The sequence below is a fragment of the Halomonas sp. AOP5-B2-8 genome (assembly GCF_052376475.1).
In the GTDB taxonomy this organism is placed as follows: domain Bacteria; phylum Pseudomonadota; class Gammaproteobacteria; order Pseudomonadales; family Halomonadaceae; genus Vreelandella; species Vreelandella casei.
In genome coordinates this window covers 220073-241533 of the sequence record NZ_JBQSVS010000003.1, presented here as the reverse complement: position 1 = coordinate 241533, position 21461 = coordinate 220073, and the positions used below count along the sequence as shown (strand labels likewise).

Here is a 21461-nt window from a genome sequence, read left to right as displayed (position 1 = left end):
TGGGTATTAGGCAAGCTCAGTTTTGTCTTTAAAGTCGCATAGATCTTCAATGATACAGCTGCCACAGCGGGGTTTTCGCGCAATACAGGTGTAGCGTCCGTGCAGTATCAGCCAGTGATGCGCATCATGCAGAAACGCTTTGGGTACATGGCGCAGCAGCTTTTGCTCTACCTCGACAACGTTTTTACCTGGTGCGATGCCGGTACGATTAGAGACTCTGAAGATATGCGTATCGACCGCCATGGTGGGCTGGCCAAACGCCGTATTAAGAATCACATTCGCCGTTTTGCGGCCGACGCCGGGCAGTGCTTCTAGCGCTTCGCGAGTATTAGGCACATTGCCTGCGTGCTGATTGACGAGCATATGACAGGTTTTCATCAGATTTTCGGCTTTAGTGTTATATAAACCGATCGTTTTGATGTGGCCTTTAAGCGCATCGACCCCTAAATCAATGATCCCCTGGGGCGTGTTGGCCACCGGGTAAAGTCGCGCAGTGGCTTTGTTGACACCGACATCTGTGGATTGAGCTGATAGCAGTACGGCGGCCAGCAGCTCAAACGGTGTATGCCAATTAAGCTCAGTGGTCGGGTGTGGGTTTTCTGCCTGCAGGCGGGAAAAAATTTCATGGCGCTTTAGGGCATTCATGGATGTTCTCTTAAATGATAAAACCAAACTGCGTATTAAACCGACGCGTTGAATAATGCGTGTCGATTATTTAATCGTACCGGTCACGCGTACGCGCCGCTCTGTGCGAGGAGCCACTACCGGGCTGGCTCGGGAGCGTTGGCGCTGGTCGAGAACATTTTTTAGCGCGATTAGCATTCCAGCCACGAAAAAAGCCCCCGGCGGCAGCACAAAGAATAGAAACTGATAGTCATCGGCGATAGTAAGTTGCCAGCTGCTTGCCGCCGAGCCGAATAGCAGTGCCATATCGCTAAACAGCGTTCCTTGGCCCAGCAATTCACGCAGTGCGCCCAGCAGTATCAATACGGCGCCAAAACCTAGGCCCATCATAAAGCCATCTATGGCCGCGGGCAGCACAGGTTGGCGCGAGGCAAACGCATCCGCGCGACCCAGAATGGCGCAGTTGGTGACAATCAAGGGAATAAATATCCCCAGCACTTGGTAAAGCGGGTAGGCATACGCGGCCATCAGTAGCTCTGCGCAGGTGACAAAGGCCGCAATCACCATCACGAAGGCGGGCAGGCGTACCGCGCTGGGTACCTGGTGGCGAATCAGCGAAATGGTGGTACTGGCAGCGACCATCACCATTAGTGTGGCAAGCGCTAACCCCAGGGCGTTGACGACGCTAGTGCTAACGGCAAGCAGCGGGCAAAGCCCTAGCAGCTGCACAAGTGCAGGGTTATTGGACCACAGGCCCTCGCGAGCAAGCTGATGCCATTGGCTCATGGCGCTGGATTTCATGTGCCTGGCTCCTCATTTGGAATAGCTAGCGGCGTGTCGGCGGCGTATTGCAATGCGTTGTGCACGGCATTAACCACGGCGCGAGGCGTAATGGTGGCCCCCGTAAAGGCATCAAAATGACCGCCGTCTTTATCAACCGCCCAGTCGTCGGGTCGCAGGCTGTCTAAATCCAGACCGTCAAAATCTGTAATCCAGTCACTGCGGCGACGCTCAATGTCATCGCCTAAACCCGGCGTTTCCTGATGCTGGGTAACGCGTACGCCAGTAATTCGCTGCTGTCCATCAATGCCAATTAAAAGATGAATTTCGCCATTATAACCTTGGCGTGTCACTACCGGGAAAACCAGCGCGCTGCGGCCTTGATCGCTAATCCGCCAGCCCTGAGCACCAGAAGCTAGCCCAAGGCGTTCGGCGTTGGGGAGCGTGAAGCTACTCTCTAATACGCGCTTCATGGGCGTATTAGCCAGCGCGCTGGGCAGCACTTGTTGAAGCTGACGGTGCTGATAAGCTAACTGATGCGTTGCTATGCGGTCGACGGTGAGTGTGCGCGTGAAAGCAACGCTACCGGCGGTTACCAGTGCAAAGGTGCCCAGTGCGATTGCGCCACGCTGCATAGCTTGGCGTGGCGTCATCGCCGACCTCCGCGCGCTGCGTGGCCCGTTGGGCGAGGCACGCTATACAGATCCAGCAGAGGTACGCAGAGATTCATTAACAGCACTGCAAAAGCAACCGCGTCGGGATAGCCACCCACGCTGCGGATTATCATGATCAGTGCGCCAATACCGGCGCCATAGATGAGTTTTCCGCGCCGGCTGGTGGCCGCAGAAACGGGGTCGGTGGCGATAAAAAATGCCCCGAATAGCGTTGCACCCGTCACCAGATGCAGTAGCGGAGAGCCAGCGTGGCTTGGATTGTTAAGGTAGAACAGCGTAGCCAGCAACATCATGCTGCTCAGCATCGCTACCGGAATGTGCCAGCTGATAATGCGCTTCACCAATAAAAGTAGGCCCCCCGCTAGCCAGGCGATAGCGATTAAACGCCAGGCGGCTAGCGTTCCTGAGGGCAGTGGCTGAGCTGCCCAGAATTCGCTGGCAAGCATCGCCTCGCTTTTATGTTTAAACGCATCCAGCGGCGTGGCGCCGCTCAAGCTATCAAGCTGGGCTGTCGGTAGCGATCCGCTAATTTGAGCCCACAAGTCGCTGGGTATAGCGCCTTGCGGTGGTGCCCACAGCGTCATATAGGTGGGAAATGATACTAGCAGCAGCGCATAGCCGACCATGGCGGGATTAAAAGGATTGTGCCCTAATCCACCGTATAGCTGTTTGGCTACGATGATGGCTGCCACCATGCCCACACCGATTAGCCACCAGGGGCTGGCAGGCGGCAGTGATACGCCGAGAAGAATACCTGTCAGCAGGGCGCTTGAGTCATTCAGGGTGACGCATATCGGTCGTTTACGTAGCCGCAGTATGGCCGCTTCAAACGCCATACCGAACGCTGCAGCTAGCAGCATGTTGCTCAGTACGCCAAGGCCAAAAAAATAGCTCATCGTGACGATGCCCGGTAGGGTGGCAATGATCACCCAGCGCATGATGTTCGCAGTTGATGGTCTTTTGGCTGCGGCGTTCCCACTGCCTGTCTGAGAGGCCTGCATCATGCTCATAATGATTCCTTATTCTGAGCGGGCGCGGGCGCTTCAACGGCCTGCTGCTTGCGTGCCTGGGCCAGCTGTAAATCGGCAGCGCGAAAGTTTTCCTGCGCGGTCGCAAGCTGTATTTCGAGATCTTCAAGCGACTGTTTTGGGTCTTCCTGGGCCACCCGAGCCAAGGTTTTTTCGGCTTTTTTGACCGACGCTTTGGCTGCAGCATGAGCAATCCGTAAACCACGTAGGTCAACTTCTCCGCTGTTAGCGGGTGCAGTCGCAGGCGGCGTTCGGCGGTTTTGTGACTGTCGCGCCTCGCGCCGGGCCTGTTTCTCCGCCTCTTCCCTAGCGATCCGCGCTTGGCGGAACTCAAAGCGGTGCTTGGCATGCTCGGCTTTCAGCGTTTCTATACGCTGATGGCGTAGGCGGTTTTTGGCATCGCGATAATCATCGACCAGCGGAATGTGGCTCGGGCAGACATAGCTACAGGCTCCGCATTCAATGCAGTCAAACAGATGATAGCGCTCCATCCTGGCATCGTCTTTGGCACGTGCGTACCAGTGCAACTGCTGTGGCAATAGCGCCACCGGGCACACGCTTTCGCACTCGCCGCAGCGAATGCAGGGCAATTCAGCCGGAGCCTGCGGCAACTCATCGAACGTTGCGGCGATTAAGCAGTTGGTGAGCTTCGTGACCGGTGTCGCTAGCGTTAGCAGCGGGGAGCCCATCATGGGGCCGCCTTGGATGACATGGCTCAGCTGTGCGCGGTTAAGGCCTACCTGCTCCAGCAGTTCCTGAGTAGAGGTGCCTAGGCGCACCCAGCGATTGCCAGGGCATGTAATGGCGTCGCCTGTCAGCGTCACCACTCTGGAAATTAGTGGCTGCCCGTCGCGTACAGCTTGAAGACAGGCTAGTAGGGTGCCGGGGTTATGACACACCACGCCTACGTCTGCGGGCAGGCCACCGCTTGGCACGTTTAGGTTGAGCAGCTTTCTAATCAGCTGTCGCTCGCCGCCGCTGGGGTAGCGGGTAGGAATGACGTTGAGTTGAACGATCAGAGGTTGGCTAAGTGGCAGCGCCTCGCGAAGCGCTTCAATGGCCTCAGGCTTGTTGTCTTCAATGCCAATGACGATATGCCTTGCACCGCATAGTTTGGCTATTAGCTGCGCGCCTTCGAGCACATCACCGGCATAGTGGCGCAGCGTGAGGTCATCGGCTGTGATGTAAGGCTCACATTCGGCGGCGTTAATCACCAGCGTATGAATCGAATGCTGTTCCATCACCCGTGCCTTAATGTGGGTGGGAAAGCCTGCGCCGCCTAATCCAACAATACCGCTGTCGTTTAAGCGCTCTAAAAGGGCAGGTGGCTCGCTAAGCTGCCAGTTCATCGCAGGCAAGCGCTGCCAGTCATCACGTCCATCGCTGTCGATGGTTATCTGGGTCGCGCTAATCTTGGCAACGACGCCGCTAATGCTGGCGTGTAGATGGCTTGAAATCATGCCTTCTTGGCGGGCGATAATGCTGCCGACCTTCACCGCATCACCTTCGTTAACGCAGGGCGTGGAGGGCTGGCCGCTATGCTGGTGAAGGGGCAGTATCACCTGGCGAGGAAGCGGTGCTTCAAGCAGTGCCGATTGCTGAGAGCGACGCTTGCGCTCGGGCGGGTAAATACCGCCTGGAAAATCAAACGCGGTCGGCATGAGCATCCTCAGACAGCGCTGATCGGTCGCTGGCAATAACGTTAGATGACTGCGCCCTGAGTGGCTGCCAATCGTTGAGAGGCGTGCTGCGCGTTAGCATATCGATACAGTCAACGGGGCAAGGGTCCAAACACAGGTCGCAGCCGGTACATTCATCTTCAATCACGGTATGCATGAGCTTGGCGGCACCAATAATGGCGTCGACGGGGCAGGCTTGAATACATTTTGTGCAGCCAATGCACTCCGCTTCGCGAATAAACGCTACCTTAACTTCGCTTTGCACTTCGCCATCCAACGGTGCTGGCTCGCGACCTAACAAATCAGCCAGCGCGTGAATCGTTGCTTCGCCACCCGGGGGGCATTTGTTGAGCGCATCGCCCTGGTTTATCGCCTCGGCATAGGGGCGGCACCCAGGATAGCCGCATTGGCCGCACTGGGTCTGGGGCAAGAGCGCATCAATTTGCTCAACTAACGGGTTATCTTCACGTTTGAAGCGCTCACTGGCGAGGCCTAAAAGGGCGCCAAAACCAATGCCTAGGCCCGTAAGCACCGCCACTGCGCTAACAATACTGATGACATCCAGTGTGTTAATCATTATGCGCGGCCTTCATCCCTGCACTAATCCAGAAAAGCCCATAAATGCTAATGACATAAGGCTTGCGGTAATCATCGCAATGGCGGCACCTTTAAACGGTGCCGGGATGTCTGCACCCGCTAAACGTTCGCGCATCGCGGCAAACAAAACCAAAATCAATGAGAACCCTAGCGCCGCCCCTAGCCCGTATAGCGTGGTATGAAAAAAGCTAAGGTCGCGGTTTAGCGATAGCAGCGCGACGCCTAATACCGCGCAATTAGTCGTGATAAGGGGCAGAAAAATACCCAGCACTTGATGCAAAAGCGGGCTCAGCTGGCGCACCATAATTTCGGTGAATTGAACCACCGCGGCAATGACCACAATGAAGCTGATGGTGCGCAGGTACGTTACGTCCAGCGGCACTAGTAGGCCGTGATAAACCACAAAGCTTGCTGCCGATGCCAAGGTCAATACAAACGTGGTGGCAAGCGACATTCCCATGGCCGACTCCAGCTTATTGGAGACGCCCATGAAGGGGCACAGCCCCAAAAACTGGACTAATACAAAGTTGTTAACCAGCGCAGTGCTGATCAAAATAATAAATAGCTCACTCATGATGGCGTATTGTGCGAACAAAGCTCGGCAGTTGCTAGGGGGGCGATTGAATGATTGATGAGGGGCTAGCCTATAGGTTGCTCGGCACTAACGTCGTACGAAGTGGCAGTATGAATGTTTAAAAACGTAAAAGGGCAGAGCGCACTGTCTCTGCCTTTAACATAGCGTGTTTTATATACGTTACGTGACGCGCTGGCCTGGTTCGGCTCCGTTGTCAGGCGTTAGTAAATAAATGCCTTCTTCATTAGCACTGGCGAGCACCATGCCTTCTGATAGGCCAAAGCGCATTTTGCGCGGGGCTAGGTTAGCTACCATTACCGTTAAGCGCCCTTCAAGTGCTTCTGGTGCATAGGCTGAGCGAATGCCGGAGAACACGTTGCGCGTTTCGCCGCCTAAGTCGAGCGTCAGCTGCAGCAGTTTATCAGCGCCTTCGACATACTGAGCTTTAACGATGCGCGCGATGCGCAGGTCAACCTTGGCAAAGGTTTCAAAGTCAATTTCGGCAGCGATTGGGTCTTTTGCCAACGGACCTTTCGGCGCTTCTTTGAGTTTTTGCTCTTCCACAAGATCTTCCTTCGACGCTTCAATCATCGCATCGATTTTGTCGCGCTCAACGCGGGTCATTAGGGGTTTAAACTTATTGATCGAATGGCTGGTCAGTATGCGTTGACGGCTGTGCCAGTCTAACGAGTCAACGTTAAGGAACGCGCGCGCTTGTTCAGCCATAGCTGGGATGACCGGGGCAAGGTAAACCATTAGCTGGCGGAACAGGTTAATGCCTACCGAGCAAATCTCAAGCACGTCGGCTTCGCGACCCTCTTGCTTAGCCAGTGCCCAGGGCTCTTTTTCAGCGATATAAGTGTTCGCTTCATCCGCCAATTCCATAATGTGGCGCATGGCCCGGCTAAATTCACGCGCTTCAAAGTCTTGGGCGATCTCGTCACCGGCCGCAATAAAACGGGCGACCATTTGAGGTTCGGCGCAGTGCTCCGCTAGCTGCCCGCCGCCGAGCTTTTTCACAAAACCGGCGCAGCGACTGGCGATATTGACCACCTTGCCAACTAGGTCTGAATTTACCCGTGCGGCAAAATCATCCAAGTTTAAATCTAGGTCATCCACTTTGGACGTCAGCTTGGCAGCAAAGTAATAGCGTAGGTATTCAGGGTTTAGATGATCCGCGTAAGTGGCTGCCTTGATAAAGGTGCCGCGAGATTTTGACATCTTGGCACCATCAACGGTTAGGAAACCGTGGCAGTTGACGGCAGTGGGCGTGCGCAGGTCTGCACCATGCAGCATGGCCGGCCAGAATAGAGCGTGAAAGTAGACAATATCTTTGCCGATAAAATGATAGACCTCGGCCTCAGAGCCTTTCTTCCAGTAGCTGTCGAAATCAATGCCTTCTCGGTCGCACAGATTCTTAAAGCTCGCCAGGTAGCCAATCGGCGCATCTAGCCACACATAGAAGTATTTGCCCGGCGCGTCGGGAATCTCAAAACCGAAATAGGGAGCGTCGCGGGAAATATCCCACTCGTTAAAGCCAGACTCAAACCATTCCATGAGCTTATTGCGAATTTGCGGCTGCACGTGGCCATCATCAATCCAGCGCTGTAAGAAATCCGCAAAGTCGGGCAGCTTAAAGAAATAGTGTGTCGAGGTGCGTACTTCGGGCGTTGCGCCGGAAATAGCCGAGACCGGGTTAATCAAGTCCGCGGGAGTGTACGTTGCGCCACACTTCTCACAATTGTCGCCGTACTGGTCGTCAGAAGCGCATTTAGGGCAGGTGCCTTTGATAAAGCGGTCGGCGAGAAACAGTCCTTTTTGCGGGTCAAACATCTGCTCTATATCGCGCGTAGCAATATGGCCTTTATCGCGCAGGCGCTTATAAATCATTTCGCTGAAGTGACGGTTTTCAGAGGAGTGTGTGGAATGATAGTTGTCGAACCCAACCCCAAAGCGCGCGAAGTCCGTTTGATGATCCTGTGAAACGCGCTCGATCAGCGCTTCAGGCGAAATGCCTTCCTGCTCAGCACGTAGCATAATAGCGGTGCCATGAGCATCATCTGCACACACGTAGTAGCACTGTTGGCCACGGCTTTTCTGGAAACGTACCCAGATATCAGTCTGGATATACTCAAGTAAGTGACCGAGGTGAATGGCTCCATTGGCATAAGGGAGCGCGCTAGTCACCAAAATATTGCGCGTGGCGGTGTTAGACATGGTGAAGATTAGTTCCGAGTGAATAAGAGTGCGGATGAGGCGGGAACAAACAAGGCGGCGAAGTCGCTAAACACTTCGCCGATGGCGCTACCGTGAGTAGCGCTTAATACAGCGCCTGCTCTTCTTGGACCACTTCGCGCAGTAGCTCTAAAAAGAGTTTGTCGGCGTCAGAGTGCTCAGCGGGATCTTCTGGAATATGCACGCTGGTGGTGTCAGAGATTTCGTTGGCGATACGCACCATCGCCGCAGGGCTGTTGCCCTCGGTTAGCTGCTGGCGCGCAATGGCCAATGATTGCTCGAGAATTTTTGGGTCTTCCAGCAACTTGCGAATGAAACCACGTAGCTCGTTGATGACACGTGTTTTCTGAATTTCTGAACCGGACATGGGTGTCTCCTTAAGATCGCGATCAGCATTAACACCAAGCGAGACCAATCAATATTCTGACCATAGCATTTTTTCAGCTAACGGGCATGACTTGTCTGCTATAAGCGGCCTTACCTTAAAGCGTCAAACGGCCCGCTTTATGCTTAACAGGGTTTGCATACTGAGCAAGCCAGTAAGGGCGCAGCGGCGCCGGAACCTCGGCTAGTCGAGCATTAAAACGTTCCCTATCTTGTCGAGTTATGGCCTTGCGTGCCACTAGCTCAGGCGCTTCACCAAGTGCTTCTAAGGCTAGGTAATGGCTTGGAAAAAGTCGATATCCGCCGATAACTTGGCGATCAATTTCGGCGGCTACTTCATCAGGCGTTGCCATGTCCGAGCCAACCGGGCTGCCAAAATGCAGCCTTACGCGCCCTTTAGAGCCTGTGATGCCGGCCACAATAGAGCGAATATCTTCAAATTCACCCTTAGCGTAGCTGCCCTGAGTGTCCACATCATGCAGCTCTTGGGCCTTTTGCACATCGCAAGGATCATACTCATAGCTAATCGATACGGGTACCAATTTTAGCTCGGCGATGGCTTCACCAAAGACCATATCGCGTTCTGAAAGGCGCTTGGCCATGATGAGCATTTTGATTATGGCCGGCTCGGTGTGGTCGATGCCGTTCTTGGCGCGGCCTTCACGCTGAGCCATCCAAATGGAGTGCTGGTCTTCGGTAATGGTGTGACGAATATAGGCTGAAAGCTGCTGATAGGCCGCCAGCATTGCTCGCTTGCCCCGCGCGCTGCGCGGAACAATGAAGCTTTTGTTGAGCCGCATCAGATCGGTGACATAGGGCTTTTTAAGCAAATTGTCGCCAATCGCAATACGCACCGTGTCGCGATTGGCCTGGTACAGCGCGTAGTTAACGAAAGCAGGGTCCAGGGAGATATCGCGGTGATTACCAATAAAGAGGTAAGCGCCGTTAGGATCGAGTTTGTCAAGCCCGGTGACTTCAAACGCATCCGTCGTGGTGCGAATCATGCGTTCCATATAATGCGCAATGCGCATTTGAAACTCATAAACGCTCGATACATCTTTGACTTCACGGCGCACTGCACGGCTAGCAAGCGTACGTGCAATCGAAGGGGCCCAGCGCGCTAGGCGAGGCAGCCGAAAACGCGTCAGCGCATCCAGCAGCTCGTTATCGCGGGAGAGCCTGGCAAGCACATCGGCCACTTCATTATCCATAAAGGGCCGAATATCGGCCCATGGATCTGCCGTGGTAGAGACGTTGGTAGCGTTATTGTATTGAGTCATGCGAACCGTTGGCTGATAAATAAAAAGTGTCGACGAATAGTATCGAGGCGAAGGAATGCGCTATCCCTGCGGAGAACTGAATCCCTATGGAGAACTGAGAGCCCATTACTGAGCCGCAGGTTCCCGCTGCGTCTCGCCGCCTAACCATTCTATTAAGCGAGGAATGTCTTCAGACAATGCTTGCGCCATTAAAATAAAGTCCGTTTCCAGGCGAGCAAGGGCGTCATCGCCGTCGTCAGCATGGTCGGCTTCTTCAATGAGTGCATCGCCAAACCGCAATGATTTCAACGCAAGATCGTCATGCAGCACAAAGCTTAAGCGTCCTTCCAGGCTAATGGCGAGCTTGCTAGCTTGGCGGCCGCTTTCAAGCAGTTGCTGAATTTCATCGCTATCAAGATCGACTTGCCGGGCCCGTAGCACGCCATCATCGCCTTTTGCTTTGAGCTCTACCTGATCGCCTAGCTGCAGGTCGGCAGGGCGGCTGGCAGCGTCGCCTAGCCACGTCGTCATCGCACGGATAGGGAGCGTTTGCGAACTGAGCGGCGTGACCTTCAAACTGCCTAGCGTTTCACGCAGTAAATCCAGGATATCCTCGGCGCGGGTGCGCGAGCTGGCATTGATGCCAATCAGCTGGCCGCGGGTATCCCACCAGAGATCAATTTTCTGGCTACGAACAAACGCGCGGGGCAGCAGGTCTTCGGTTACTTGCTCTTTGAAGGCGGTCTTTTCTTTGCGAGTCACTTTGCGGCCTTCACTGGCCTCGATGTCTGCTACCAACTCGTCAACTTCTTCTTTTACGACAGATGCAGGCAGTAGGCGCTCTTGGCGCAGAGCTGAAAGCAGGCGATGCCCTTGGATTTCATGTACAAGCTGCCCGCTACCCAGGCGTCCTGCTGGCGCTGTCCAGCCAAGTCGGCGCGCATCGGCGTTGCCCAGTGGTTTGGCGGAATGCTCATCTAAAGCGCTAGCGAGCGCATCGATGCTCAATTCAGGCGCGTCGTGCAGGCGGTATATATGCAAGTGCTTAAACCACATGAGGCCAATCCTGTTCAAAAGGTGGCACATTATGGCGAAAGAGTGGCATTCCTACCAGTACGCTACCGGCAATCCACATTGTTGTATCTGTTTCAAACTTGTGTTTGATTGACTTTTTGCATAGCTAGCTTTCTTAACAGCTAGTTTTTGAACAGCTAAAGAGAGAGAAATGGCTATGACAGCATCGTTGTCGCGAGTTCAGCTGCGCGTGCGGGGATATCATCTGGATGGCTATGGCCATGTTAACAACGCCCGCTACCTAGAGTTTATGGAGGAGGGGCGCTGGGATTTTTTTGATCAATATCCCGAAATGATTCAAACGCTTCATAAGGCAGGGAGGGCGTTTGTTGTCGTCAATTTGAATATTGATTATCTCGCCGCGGCACGCCATGGTGATGACTTGGAAATTCTTACCGGTATTGTCCACGTTGGGGAGCGTAGTGGGCTATGCCACCACCGTATTATCCGTAAGGACGGTACGCTGATCGCCCAAGCAGATTTAACGTTTGTGCTATTGGAGCTAAAGGCTAATAAGGCCGCCGCTATTGAGGGTGATGTGCGTGAAACGCTGAGCGCATTAACGATCACAAAAGAGGCATTTAGCCTCTAAAAGGCTTTGCTGGGCTCTCTGGCTGCCCTTGGTGCTTTTGCGGTGGTATGATGGGGAATATTTGCGCGCCCAGATGCTGCGCCTTCATGGGCGGTATTTTTAAGCGCTTTCAACTCTCGCAGTGCCAAGGATCTGACTTTCATGGGTGACATCGCCAGAGAAATCTTGCCCGTCAATATTGAAGACGAGCTCAAACAGTCGTATCTCGACTATGCGATGAGTGTCATTATCGGTCGCGCGTTACCCGACGTACGTGACGGCCTGAAACCGGTTCACCGGCGTGTGCTGTTTGCCATGCATGAGCTAGGTAATGAGTGGAATAAACCGTATAAGAAGTCGGCGCGTGTCGTTGGCGATGTTATCGGTAAATACCACCCGCACGGTGATAGCGCGGTTTATGACACCATCGTTCGTATGGCTCAGCACTTTTCAATGCGTCATGTGCTGGTCGACGGTCAGGGTAACTTCGGTTCTATTGATGGGGATAACGCGGCTGCAATGCGTTATACCGAAGTGCGTATGTCGCGCCTTGCCCATGAACTACTGGCTGATCTTGAAAAAGATACCGTTGATTGGGTAGATAACTACGATGGCACCGAGCGTATCCCCGCCGTGCTGCCCACCAAAGTACCTAATCTGCTGATCAACGGCTCGTCTGGTATCGCTGTAGGCATGGCGACCAATATTCCACCGCATAACATGCGTGAAGTGATCGCCGGCTGTTTGGCGCTCATTGATGACTACACGCTGTCGGTGGATGACCTGATGGAGTACATCCCTGGTCCTGATTTCCCCACCGGCGCGATTATCAATGGCCGTGCGGGCATTTTGTCTGCGTACCGTACTGGCCGCGGGCGCATTTACGTGCGCGCCTGCCATACGATTGAGCATCACGATAAAACCGGTCGCGACCACATTATCATCACCGAGTTGCCGTATCAGGTGAACAAGGCGCGGTTGATTGAAAAAATCGCCGAGCTGGTGAAAGAGAAAAAAATTGAAGGCATCGCTGAGCTGCGCGATGAATCGGATAAAGACGGCCTGCGCGTGGTGATTGAAATCAAGCGCGGCGAGTCCGGCGAAGTAGTGGTCAATAACCTGTTCGCCCAGACGCAGTTACAAAACGTGTTCGGGATTAACATGGTGGCGCTTGAAAACGGCCAGCCGCGCACGCTGAATCTCAAAGAGATGCTTGAAGCCTTTATTCGCCACCGCCGCGAAGTGGTGACTCGGCGTACGCTTTATGAATTGAAAAAAGCGCGTGAGCGTGGCCATCTGCTTGAAGGTTTGGCTGTCGCTATCTCTAATATTGATGAAGTAATTGAGCTGATTAAGGCCTCGACCAACGCTGCAGAAGCGCGTGAAAAGCTGCTGGCTAAAACCTGGCCGCCTGGCCAGGTAACCGCGATGCTTGAGCGGGCGGGCGCTACGTCATGCAAGCCAGAAGAGCTAGACGAAGGGTTCGGCTTAAACACGGCAGCCACGTCGTATCGTCTGTCGCCTGCCCAGGCCCAGGCCATCCTTGAGCTGCGCCTGCATCGTTTGACGGGTCTTGAGACAGAGAAACTCCTTGATGAGTACCTGTCTATTCTGTCGAAAATTGCTGAGCTGACCGAGATTTTGGCCTCGGCAGATCGCTTGATGGAAGTTATTCGTGAAGAGCTGCACGCCGTACGTGATCAGTTTGCTGACGACCGTCGGACTGAAATTCAGGCCAGTCATCTAGATCTTTCGATTGAAGATTTGATTGCCGAAGAGGACATGGTTGTCACCGTGTCGCGCTCTGGCTATGCCAAGACGCAGCCGCTGTCTGATTATCAGGCGCAGCGTCGTGGTGGTCGCGGTAAGTCCGCAACGGCGATGAAAGATGAAGATGTCATCGAGCACCTGCTGGTGGCATCGACGCACGATACCGTGCTGCTGTTCTCTAACCGCGGCAAAGTGTATTGGCTGAAAGTGTACGAAATGCCGAATGCTAGCCGTGGTTCACGCGGTAAACCGCTGGTGAACATGCTGCCGCTAGAAGAAGGCGAGGCGGTAAACGCTATTCTGCCGGTGCGTGACTACGATCCCGAGCACTATATTTTCTTCGCGACGGCCAAAGGCACCGTGAAGCGCACGAGCCTTGAACAGTTCTCACGTCCGCGCAGCGTCGGTCTTATTGCGATTGATCTGGAAGAAGGTGATCGCCTTGTCGGTGCGGCAATTACCACGGGTGATGATCATGCCATGCTGTTGTCGTCTAATGGCAAGGCTATTCGCTTTGAAGAGGGCAATGCCCGCGCTATGGGTCGTACCGCACGTGGTGTACGCGGCATGCGCTTGGCGGGTGATGCGGAAGTCATCAGCCTGATTATTCCGAAGAGTCAGCAGATTGATGCTGAAGCAGATGCCGAAGGCGAAACGCAAGACGCTTCAGTTGAGAGCGCTGCGGCCGAAACCGCCGACGGTCAGATCTATATCATGACCGCCAGTGAAAATGGCTACGGCAAGCGTACGCGCCTTGAAGAGTTTCCGCTGCGTGGCCGCGGTGGTCAGGGTGTTATCGCCATGCAAACCAGCGAGCGTAATGGAGCACTAGTGGCGGCGATGCAGGTTTATGACAGCGATGAAATGATGCTGATCACAGACCGTGGAACGCTAGTGCGTACCCGCGTAGAAGAAGTTTCTACCACGTCGCGTAATACCCAGGGCGTGATGCTGATTCGCTTGGGTAAAGAAGAGAAGCTGGTCAAGACAGTCCGCGTTGATGAGCCGGAAGAAATCGGTGAGTCGGAAGAAGCTGATGAGCTTGGTGCTCTTGTCGAGGGCGGTCTTGAACAAAACAGCCTTGAGCGTGCCGAGGCAGGCGAATCATCCGATGATGCACAGGAAACGGGGACTGATGACACGTCATTATAATTTCTGCGCAGGGCCCGCGGCCCTGCCAGTAGCCGTGCTTGAACGGGCGCGTGAAGAGCTGCTGGATTACCAAGGTCGTGGCCTTTCTGTTATGGAAATGAGCCACCGCAGCGATGAGTTTATTGCCATTGCAGAGCGTGCTGAGGCCGATTTTCGTCAGCTGCTGAATGTGCCTGAGAACTATAAAGTACTGTTTTTGCAAGGTGGCGCTAGCATGCAGTTTGCCATGCTGCCGATGAACTTGTTGGGCCAGGGCGGTAGCGCCAACTTTATTCAGACGGGTATCTGGGGCAAAAAAGCACTCTCTGAGGCTAAGCGCCTTGGTTTCGACTGCCATGTGTCGGCCAGCAGTGAGCTCAATGGACATACGGCGGTGCCCGCACGCGATAGCATCAAGCTGAGTGACGACGTAGGCTATCTGCATTACACCTCTAACGAAACAATTGGTGGCCTGGAGTTTGACTATACGCCTGACACACAGCGGGCTGATGGCCGTCATGTGCCGTTGGTCTGCGATATGTCATCGAATATTCTCTCGGGGCCCATCGACGTTAGCGAGTTTGGCGTTATCTACGCCGGGGCACAGAAAAATATTGGTCCTGCCGGATTAACGCTCGCGGTCGTTCGTGACGATCTACTAGGCCAAGCTCAGGCGAATATTCCCTCTCTGTTTGACTATAAAATGCTGGCTGAAGCAGGGTCGATGGTGAATACCCCGCCGACCTACGCATGGTACTTGGCCGGTTTAGTTTTTCAGTGGCTTAAAGATGATGTTGGCGGTTTGGCCGCTATGGATGCTATGAACCAGCGTAAAGCCGACAAGCTATATGCTGCGATTGACGCCAGCGATTTTTATGGCAATCCCATTGCTAAGGCCAATCGCTCGCGGATGAATGTGCCTTTTGTATTGGCCGATGCAGCGCTGGATAAGGCGTTCTTACAACAAGCCGACACCGCAGGTTTGCTGAATTTAAAAGGCCACCGTAGCGTCGGTGGTATGCGTGCCAGCCTGTATAACGCGGTGCCTGAGTCTGCAGTAGATGCATTAATTGCATTTATGGCTGATTTCGAACAAACAAGGGGCTAAATCACCATGTCCAATTCGTCGATCAACTTAGACGAGTTTCGCCAGCGTATCGATCAGCTTGATAGCGAGATTCTAACGCTGATCAGCGAGCGCGCTAGCTGCGCTCAGCAGGTAGCCAACGTTAAGCTGGCTGAAGACAAGGACGCGGTGTTTTATCGCCCTGAGCGAGAGGCTCAGGTGCTGCGCCGCATTATGGCTTTGAACAAAGGGCCGCTCGATTCCGAAGAAATGGCGCGTCTGTTTCGCGAAATTATGTCGGCCTGCTTGGCATTAGAGCAGCCGGTTAAAGTGGCGTATTTAGGTCCTGAGGGTACGTTTACACAGCAGGCGGCACTTAAGCACTTTGGTGAAAGCGCCGTTAGTCTGCCAATGGCGGCTATCGATGAGGTGTTTCGCGAGGTAGAGGCGGGCGCCGTTCATTATGGCGTTGTGCCCGTGGAGAATTCCACTGAAGGGGTGGTCAACCACACCCTTGATACTTTTATGGACTCCTCGATCAAAATTTGTGGTGAGGTGGTGCTGCGTATTCATCATCACCTGCTGGTCAGTGAAACGACCCGCCGTGACAAAGTCTCGCGCATCTATTCACACCCCCAGTCATTCGGCCAGTGCCGTAAATGGCTGGATGCCCACTATCCTCATGCTGAGCGTGTGCCGGTGTCTTCTAATGCTGAAGCGGCAAAGCTGGTGAAAACTGAGTGGCACAGCGCGGCGATTGCTGGCGATATGGCGGCTAAACTTTATGGCCTAGAGCATATCGCCGAGAAGATTGAAGACCGCCCTGATAACTCCACGCGGTTTTTGATTATTGGTAATCAGGATGTGCCGATGGCTGGCGAGGACAAAACCTCCATTGTGGTTGCTATGCGCAACCAGCCGGGTACGTTGCACGCGCTGCTAGAGCCGTTCCATCGCCATCAAATTGACTTAACCCGCCTTGAAACGCGTCCTTCGCGTACTGGTGTTTGGAATTACGTCTTTTTCATTGATTTTAAAGGCCATCGTGATGAGCCACGCGTTGCCGCGGTGCTTGAAGAAGTACGGCTGCGTGCGGCTGACTTGCGGGTGCTAGGTTCTTATCCCATAGGCGTGCTGTGACATTGATGGCATCGGAACATCTCTGTCAGTCTGCATCTCATGAGTCGCGGTTGTTAATTGTTGGCTTAGGGTTAATTGGCGGTTCATTGGCATCCGCGCTTCGCGTGGCGGGTTTTCAGGGGCAGATAGTTGCCTGCGATCCTGATGAGCATGAGATCGCTCGCGGTATTGAAATGGGCTTGATCGATTCAGGTGGCACTTGTCTTGCTGAACAGGTGGAAGGGGCCTCTATGATCGTGCTGGCAGTGCCGGTGCTGGCCATGGAAAGCGTTATGGCTAACCTAGCCGATGCGCTGCCAAGGGCTGCCCCGAATGTCGTTATGACGGATGTCGGCAGTACTAAGGCAACCATTCGAGCCTGCGCGCTGCGTGTGTTTGGCAGAGTGCCGACTAACTTGGTGTTAGGCCACCCGATTGCAGGTTCAGAAAAAAGCGGTGTAGCAGCCGCAAACCCACAATTATATGTGGATCATAAAGTAATTCTGACACCAGAGCCTGACGTTGACCGCGATGCTTTGAATCGAGTCCGCAGGCTATGGCAAGACTGCGGTGCCGAGGTGTTGGAGATGGACGTTGAGCGCCATGACCAGGTATTGGCACGGACCAGCCACTTGCCGCATTTATTGGCATTTTCGCTAGTTGATACGCTTGCTCGTCAGGATGAGCGACTCGATATTTTTCGCTATGCGGCGGGTGGTTTTCGTGATTTTACGCGGATTGCGGGTAGCGATCCGGTCATGTGGCGAGATATTTTTATCGCCAATAAACACGCGGTATTGGCATCGCTAGATGATTTTGAAGCAGGGCTTGGGCGCCTTCGTCATGCGGTAGAGTCCGGTGATAGCGATGCGCTGATTGCCACCTTTGATCGCGCCAGCCATGCCCGGCACTATTTCGACTCTTTATTGAATAAAACCAGCTATCAGGCGGAATATCATATGCAACCACAAGGTAAGGTGACCTACCGTGTGCGGCCAGGCGGCCAAGCAAAAGGGCATTTGCGCGTGCCGGGCGATAAGTCTATGTCTCATCGCTCTATAATGCTGGGTGCGCTGGCGGAAGGTGTGACTGAAGTTAAAGGCTTTTTAGAGGGCGAAGACAGCTTAGCGACGCTGCAGGCATTTCGTGAAATGGGCGTGGCGATTGAGGGGCCGCAGCAGGGGAGAGTTACTATTCATGGCGTAGGCCTGCACGGTCTAAAGGCGCCTGCTGGGCCGCTCTACGTGGGAAATTCCGGCACCGCTATGCGACTTTTTTCTGGCCTGCTGGCCGGTCAGGCATTCGACAGTGAGCTAACCGGCGATGAATCGCTAACTAAGCGGCCGATGGGGCGCGTAGCCGATCCGCTGCGCCTCATGGGAGCGACGATCGATACCGCTGAGGGCGGACGTCCGCCGCTCAAAATTCGCGGTGCCGCTGCGCTGAAAGGCATTCATTACGATATGCCTATGGCCAGTGCGCAGGTGAAGTCTTGCCTATTGTTAGCCGGATTGTACGCACAGGGCGAAACGCGAGTGCGTGAGCCTGCCCCCACGCGTGATCACACTGAGCGCATGCTTAACGGTTTCGGCTATGCGGTTTCTCGTGATGGCGATACGTGCTGGCTTCAGGGCGGCGGCAAGCTGTCCGCAGCTCCTATCGACGTGCCATCGGATATTTCTTCAGCGACGTTTTTCTTAGTCGCGGCGGCGATTACCCCAGAGGCTGATATTACCCTTAAGCACGTGGGCATTAACCCAACGCGCATAGGTGTGATTAATATCCTTACCTTGATGGGCGCTAATTTGCTGCTAGAGAATGAGCGCGAAGTGGGCGGCGAGCCGGTGGCGGATATACGCATTCGCTACGCACCGCTAAAGGGAATCGATATCCCCGTTGATCAAGTGCCGCTGGCGATTGACGAATTTCCTGCGCTGTTTATTGCCGCTGCAAATGCAGAGGGCATAACGCGGCTTAGAGGGGCAGAAGAGCTGCGCGTGAAAGAATCAGATCGTATTCAGGCAATGGCGGATGGCCTTGCTACTCTAGGCGTTCAGCACACCGTGGTAGAAGACGGCATCGATATTACCGGTAATGGTAATGCGCAGGTCGCCAGCTATGGCGGTGGGCGCATTGATAGCCTGGGTGACCATCGTATTGCTATGGCCTTTGCGATCGCTTCGCTGCGCGCTGGTGATGACATTGTCATTGAAGACTGTGCCAACGTGGCCACCTCTTTCCCGGATTTTGTTGAGTTAGCCACGCGTATAGGCATGGGCATCAGCGTGGAGGGCGCGCATGAATGACCGTGTCCCCGTTCTGACGATTGATGGCCCCGGCGGTGCCGGTAAAGGCACTATCAGCTGTTTAGTAGCAGAGAGGTTGGGCTGGCATCTGCTAGATAGCGGTGCGCTTTATCGGTTAACGGCGCAGGCGGCCATTAATCATGATGTGGCCGCAGACGATGAAATTGCTTTAGCGCGTTTAGCTGAGCAGTTGGATGTTGCGTTCCCGATTGAGGATGGCCGGCCGCGAACAATGCTTGAAGGTGATGATGTCGGCCAAGTCATTCGCACCGAAGACGCCGGTGAGCGTGCTTCGCGGGTGGCCGCTTTGCCATTAGTGCGCCAAGCTCTCTTGCAACGCCAGCGTGATTTTTGTCAAGCGCCGGGGCTTGTGGCGGACGGTCGCGATATGGGAACGGTGGTCTTTCCTGATGCCCCGCTGAAGATTTTTTTAACGGCGAGCGCCGACGAACGCGCTCGCCGGCGCTATCTGCAGTTGCAGGAAGCCGGGGTGGATGCTAGTCTTCCGAGTCTTTTAAAGGAGATTCAGGCACGCGATGCACGTGATATGCAGCGCAGCGTGGCACCTCTCAAGCCGGCAGATGATGCCATAACGCTTGATACCACGCGTCTGAGCATACCGGAAGTGGTTGATCGACTGACCGAACTGCTAGCCCAACGTGGGCTTGTAAGCGGCGTGTGATTCTCCCTTGCGGCGCTTTTGGATAGGTGTCACGACGTGGCAGGGCACTAAACTCACATCGGTGAGCCCGGTCAGGTCTAACCAGCGTTAACACCCCCGAAGGCTGAGTGACATTAGGCCCGCACTTGCTGGTGGTGCGGAGAAGGCATTTATGCCTCAACAACGTAATTACGTAGGAACACCATGAGCGAAAGCTTTGCTGAGCTGTTTGAACAGTCTCTTAACGACATCAACATGGAGCCAGGCGCTATTGTCGCCGCTCAAGTTGTCGACATTGACGGTGACTGGGTTACTGTCAACGCTGGTCTGAAATCTGAAGGTCAGATCCCTGCATCACAGTTCCGCGATGAACACGGTAATCTGAACATCGCTATCGGTGACGACGTACATGTTGCACTTGAAGCCGTTGAAGATGGTTTCGGTGAAACGCGTCTGTCCCGTGAAAAAGCCAAGCGTGCAGAAGCTTGGAAGATTCTGGAAGCAGCCTTCGAGAAAGACGAAATCATCAAGGGCGTTATTAACGGTAAGGTTAAAGGCGGCTTTACGGTCGAAGTTGACTCTATCCGTGCCTTCTTGCCGGGTTCGTTGGTTGACGTTCGTCCAGTTCGCGATACTGCGCACCTGGAAAATAAAGAGCTAGACTTTAAAGTCATCAAGCTCGATCCGAAACGTAACAACGTTGTTGTATCTCGTCGTGCGGTTCTGGAAGCAGAGAACAGTGCTGAGCGCGAAGCGCTTCTGGCCACTCTGCAAGAAGGTCAGCAGATTAAAGGTATCGTTAAAAACCTGACAGACTACGGCGCTTTCGTAGACCTAGGTGGTGTTGACGGCCTGCTGCACATTACTGACATGGCGTGGAAGCGTATTAAGCACCCGTCTGAGATCGTTGCTGTTGGTGACGAGATTAACGTCAAAGTTCTGAAGTTTGACCGTGAGCGTAATCGCGTTTCACTGGGTCTGAAGCAGTTGGGCGAAGATCCGTGGGTCAATATCAAAGAGCGTTATCCGGAAAGCATGAAAGTGCACGCGGTCGTCACTAATCTGACTGACTACGGCTGCTTTGCTGAACTGGAAGAAGGCGTTGAAGGTTTAGTTCACGTTTCTGAAATGGACTGGACTAACAAAAACATCCATCCGTCTAAAGTCGTTCAAGTGGGCGATGATGTTGACGTCATGGTGTTGGATATCGACGAAGAGCGTCGTCGTATTTCTCTGGGTATCAAGCAGTGTACTGCTAACCCATGGGAAACTTTCAACACTGATTACAACAAGGGCGACCGTGTTTCAGGTACCATCAAGTCAATCACTGACTTCGGTATCTTCATCGGCCTTGAAGGTGGTATCGACGGTCTAGTTCACCTGTCTGATATTTCTTGGACTGATACTGGCGAAGAAGCCGTACGCAGCTTTAAGAAAGGCGACGAAGCTGAAGCCGTTATTTTGTCTATTGATCCAGAGCGTGAGCGTATCTCGCTGGGTATCAAGCAGATGGATTCAGACCCCGTTGCTGAGTATCTGTCAGTTAACGATAAGGGCAGCATCGTAACCGGTCGCGTCATTGAAGTTGATGCTAAAGAAGCTCAGGTTGAGCTGGCGACTGACGTTATTGCTGTGCTGAAGGCTTCTGAAATCAGTGCTGATCGCGTTGAAGATGCGCGTAATGTATTGAATGAAGGTGACAGCGTCGAAGCACGTATTGTTAGCGTTGATCGTAAGAGCCGTCAGATTAATCTGTCGGTTAAAGCGAAGGACCAAGACGATACGCGTCAGAACCTTAAAAAACTGCGTGATCAAGAGCCGGAAACTGCAGGTGGTCCGACCACTATCGGTGATCTAATCAAGCAGCAAATGGGCCAAGACTAATAGTATATTAGTTATTGGTTTGTAAAAGCGCCGCCCTTATGGGCG

18 protein-coding genes are annotated in these 21461 nt (G+C 53.8%); 7 read left to right on the top strand and 11 right to left on the bottom strand.

Annotated features, from left to right (window positions below):
- Window positions 1-6: 6 nt before the first annotated feature.
- The 11 genes from nth to ACT3RP_RS08660 form a co-directional block, all read right to left on the bottom strand.
- Window positions 7-645: an endonuclease III gene (nth, locus tag ACT3RP_RS08710; RefSeq protein WP_096280236.1), complete on the bottom strand. Its 639-nt coding sequence runs from the start codon at window positions 643-645 to the stop codon at window positions 7-9.
- 66 nt (window positions 646-711) lie between these two features.
- Window positions 712-1410, bottom strand: coding sequence for an electron transport complex subunit E (locus ACT3RP_RS08705; RefSeq protein WP_441684445.1), 699 nt, complete (start codon window positions 1408-1410; stop codon window positions 712-714).
- Between the two features lie 11 nt (window positions 1411-1421).
- Window positions 1422-2057, bottom strand: a complete 636-nt coding sequence (gene rsxG / locus ACT3RP_RS08700) for an electron transport complex subunit RsxG (protein WP_441684419.1) — start codon at window positions 2055-2057, stop codon at window positions 1422-1424.
- Entirely contained in the window at window positions 2054-3088 is a 1035-nt protein-coding gene (locus ACT3RP_RS08695) for an RnfABCDGE type electron transport complex subunit D (protein ID WP_441684418.1), read from the bottom strand. Before ACT3RP_RS08695 ends, rsxG begins: the two co-directional genes overlap by 4 nt.
- A complete protein-coding gene (gene rsxC, locus ACT3RP_RS08690) occupies window positions 3085-4767 on the bottom strand; it encodes an electron transport complex subunit RsxC (protein ID WP_441684417.1) in 1683 nt (560 codons plus the stop codon). Before rsxC ends, ACT3RP_RS08695 begins: the two co-directional genes overlap by 4 nt.
- Entirely contained in the window at window positions 4751-5362 is a 612-nt protein-coding gene (rsxB, locus tag ACT3RP_RS08685) for an electron transport complex subunit RsxB (RefSeq protein ID WP_096280228.1), read from the bottom strand. Before rsxB ends, rsxC begins: the two co-directional genes overlap by 17 nt.
- 12 nt (window positions 5363-5374) lie before the next feature.
- Window positions 5375-5956, bottom strand: a complete 582-nt coding sequence (gene rsxA, locus ACT3RP_RS08680) for an electron transport complex subunit RsxA (RefSeq protein WP_096280226.1) — start codon at window positions 5954-5956, stop codon at window positions 5375-5377.
- A 180-nt stretch (window positions 5957-6136) separates the two neighbouring features.
- The gene (metG, locus tag ACT3RP_RS08675) at window positions 6137-8173 is read right to left on the bottom strand and encodes a methionine--tRNA ligase (RefSeq protein WP_096280224.1); all 2037 of its coding nucleotides are present in this window, start codon (window positions 8171-8173) and stop codon (window positions 6137-6139) included.
- Window positions 8174-8276: 103 nt separating this feature from the next.
- Window positions 8277-8558, bottom strand: a complete 282-nt coding sequence (locus ACT3RP_RS08670; protein WP_096280222.1) for a hypothetical protein — start codon at window positions 8556-8558, stop codon at window positions 8277-8279.
- Window positions 8559-8673: 115 nt separating this feature from the next.
- The gene (locus ACT3RP_RS08665) at window positions 8674-9855 is read right to left on the bottom strand and encodes a 1-acyl-sn-glycerol-3-phosphate acyltransferase (protein ID WP_441684415.1); all 1182 of its coding nucleotides are present in this window, start codon (window positions 9853-9855) and stop codon (window positions 8674-8676) included.
- A gap of 105 nt (window positions 9856-9960) precedes the next feature.
- On the bottom strand, window positions 9961-10890 hold the full coding sequence (locus ACT3RP_RS08660) for a recombination-associated protein RdgC (RefSeq protein ID WP_096280217.1): 930 nt from the start codon (window positions 10888-10890) through the stop codon (window positions 9961-9963).
- A 175-nt stretch (window positions 10891-11065) separates the two neighbouring features.
- Between ACT3RP_RS08660 and ACT3RP_RS08655 the strand changes: the two genes are divergently transcribed.
- The 7 genes from ACT3RP_RS08655 to rpsA all read left to right on the top strand — a co-directional run bounded on the left by ACT3RP_RS08655 (window position 11066) and on the right by rpsA (window position 21416).
- A complete protein-coding gene (locus ACT3RP_RS08655) occupies window positions 11066-11500 on the top strand; it encodes an acyl-CoA thioesterase (protein ID WP_096282364.1) in 435 nt (144 codons plus the stop codon).
- A gap of 141 nt (window positions 11501-11641) precedes the next feature.
- Window positions 11642-14401 carry a DNA gyrase subunit A gene (gene gyrA, locus ACT3RP_RS08650; RefSeq protein ID WP_483393641.1) on the top strand — a complete coding sequence of 920 codons (2760 nt, stop codon included), beginning with the start codon at window positions 11642-11644 and terminating at the stop codon, window positions 14399-14401.
- Complete coding sequence (gene serC, locus ACT3RP_RS08645) at window positions 14385-15488, top strand: 3-phosphoserine/phosphohydroxythreonine transaminase (protein ID WP_483393640.1); 1104 nt, start codon at window positions 14385-14387, stop codon at window positions 15486-15488. The genes gyrA and serC overlap by 17 nt, the downstream gene beginning before the upstream one ends.
- Before the next feature lie 6 nt (window positions 15489-15494).
- Complete coding sequence (gene pheA / locus ACT3RP_RS08640; protein ID WP_096280211.1) at window positions 15495-16586, top strand: prephenate dehydratase; 1092 nt, start codon at window positions 15495-15497, stop codon at window positions 16584-16586.
- A 5-nt stretch (window positions 16587-16591) separates the two neighbouring features.
- Window positions 16592-18871 (top strand): bifunctional prephenate dehydrogenase/3-phosphoshikimate 1-carboxyvinyltransferase, encoded by a 2280-nt coding sequence (locus ACT3RP_RS08635; RefSeq protein WP_483393639.1) that lies wholly within the window; start codon window positions 16592-16594, stop codon window positions 18869-18871.
- Window positions 18864-19553 carry a (d)CMP kinase gene (gene cmk, locus ACT3RP_RS08630; protein ID WP_444672237.1) on the top strand — a complete coding sequence of 230 codons (690 nt, stop codon included), beginning with the start codon at window positions 18864-18866 and terminating at the stop codon, window positions 19551-19553. The genes ACT3RP_RS08635 and cmk overlap by 8 nt, the downstream gene beginning before the upstream one ends.
- Window positions 19554-19736: 183 nt before the next feature.
- Entirely contained in the window at window positions 19737-21416 is a 1680-nt protein-coding gene (rpsA, locus tag ACT3RP_RS08625) for a 30S ribosomal protein S1 (RefSeq protein WP_235042212.1), read from the top strand.
- The last annotated feature ends 45 nt before the right edge of the window (window positions 21417-21461 follow it).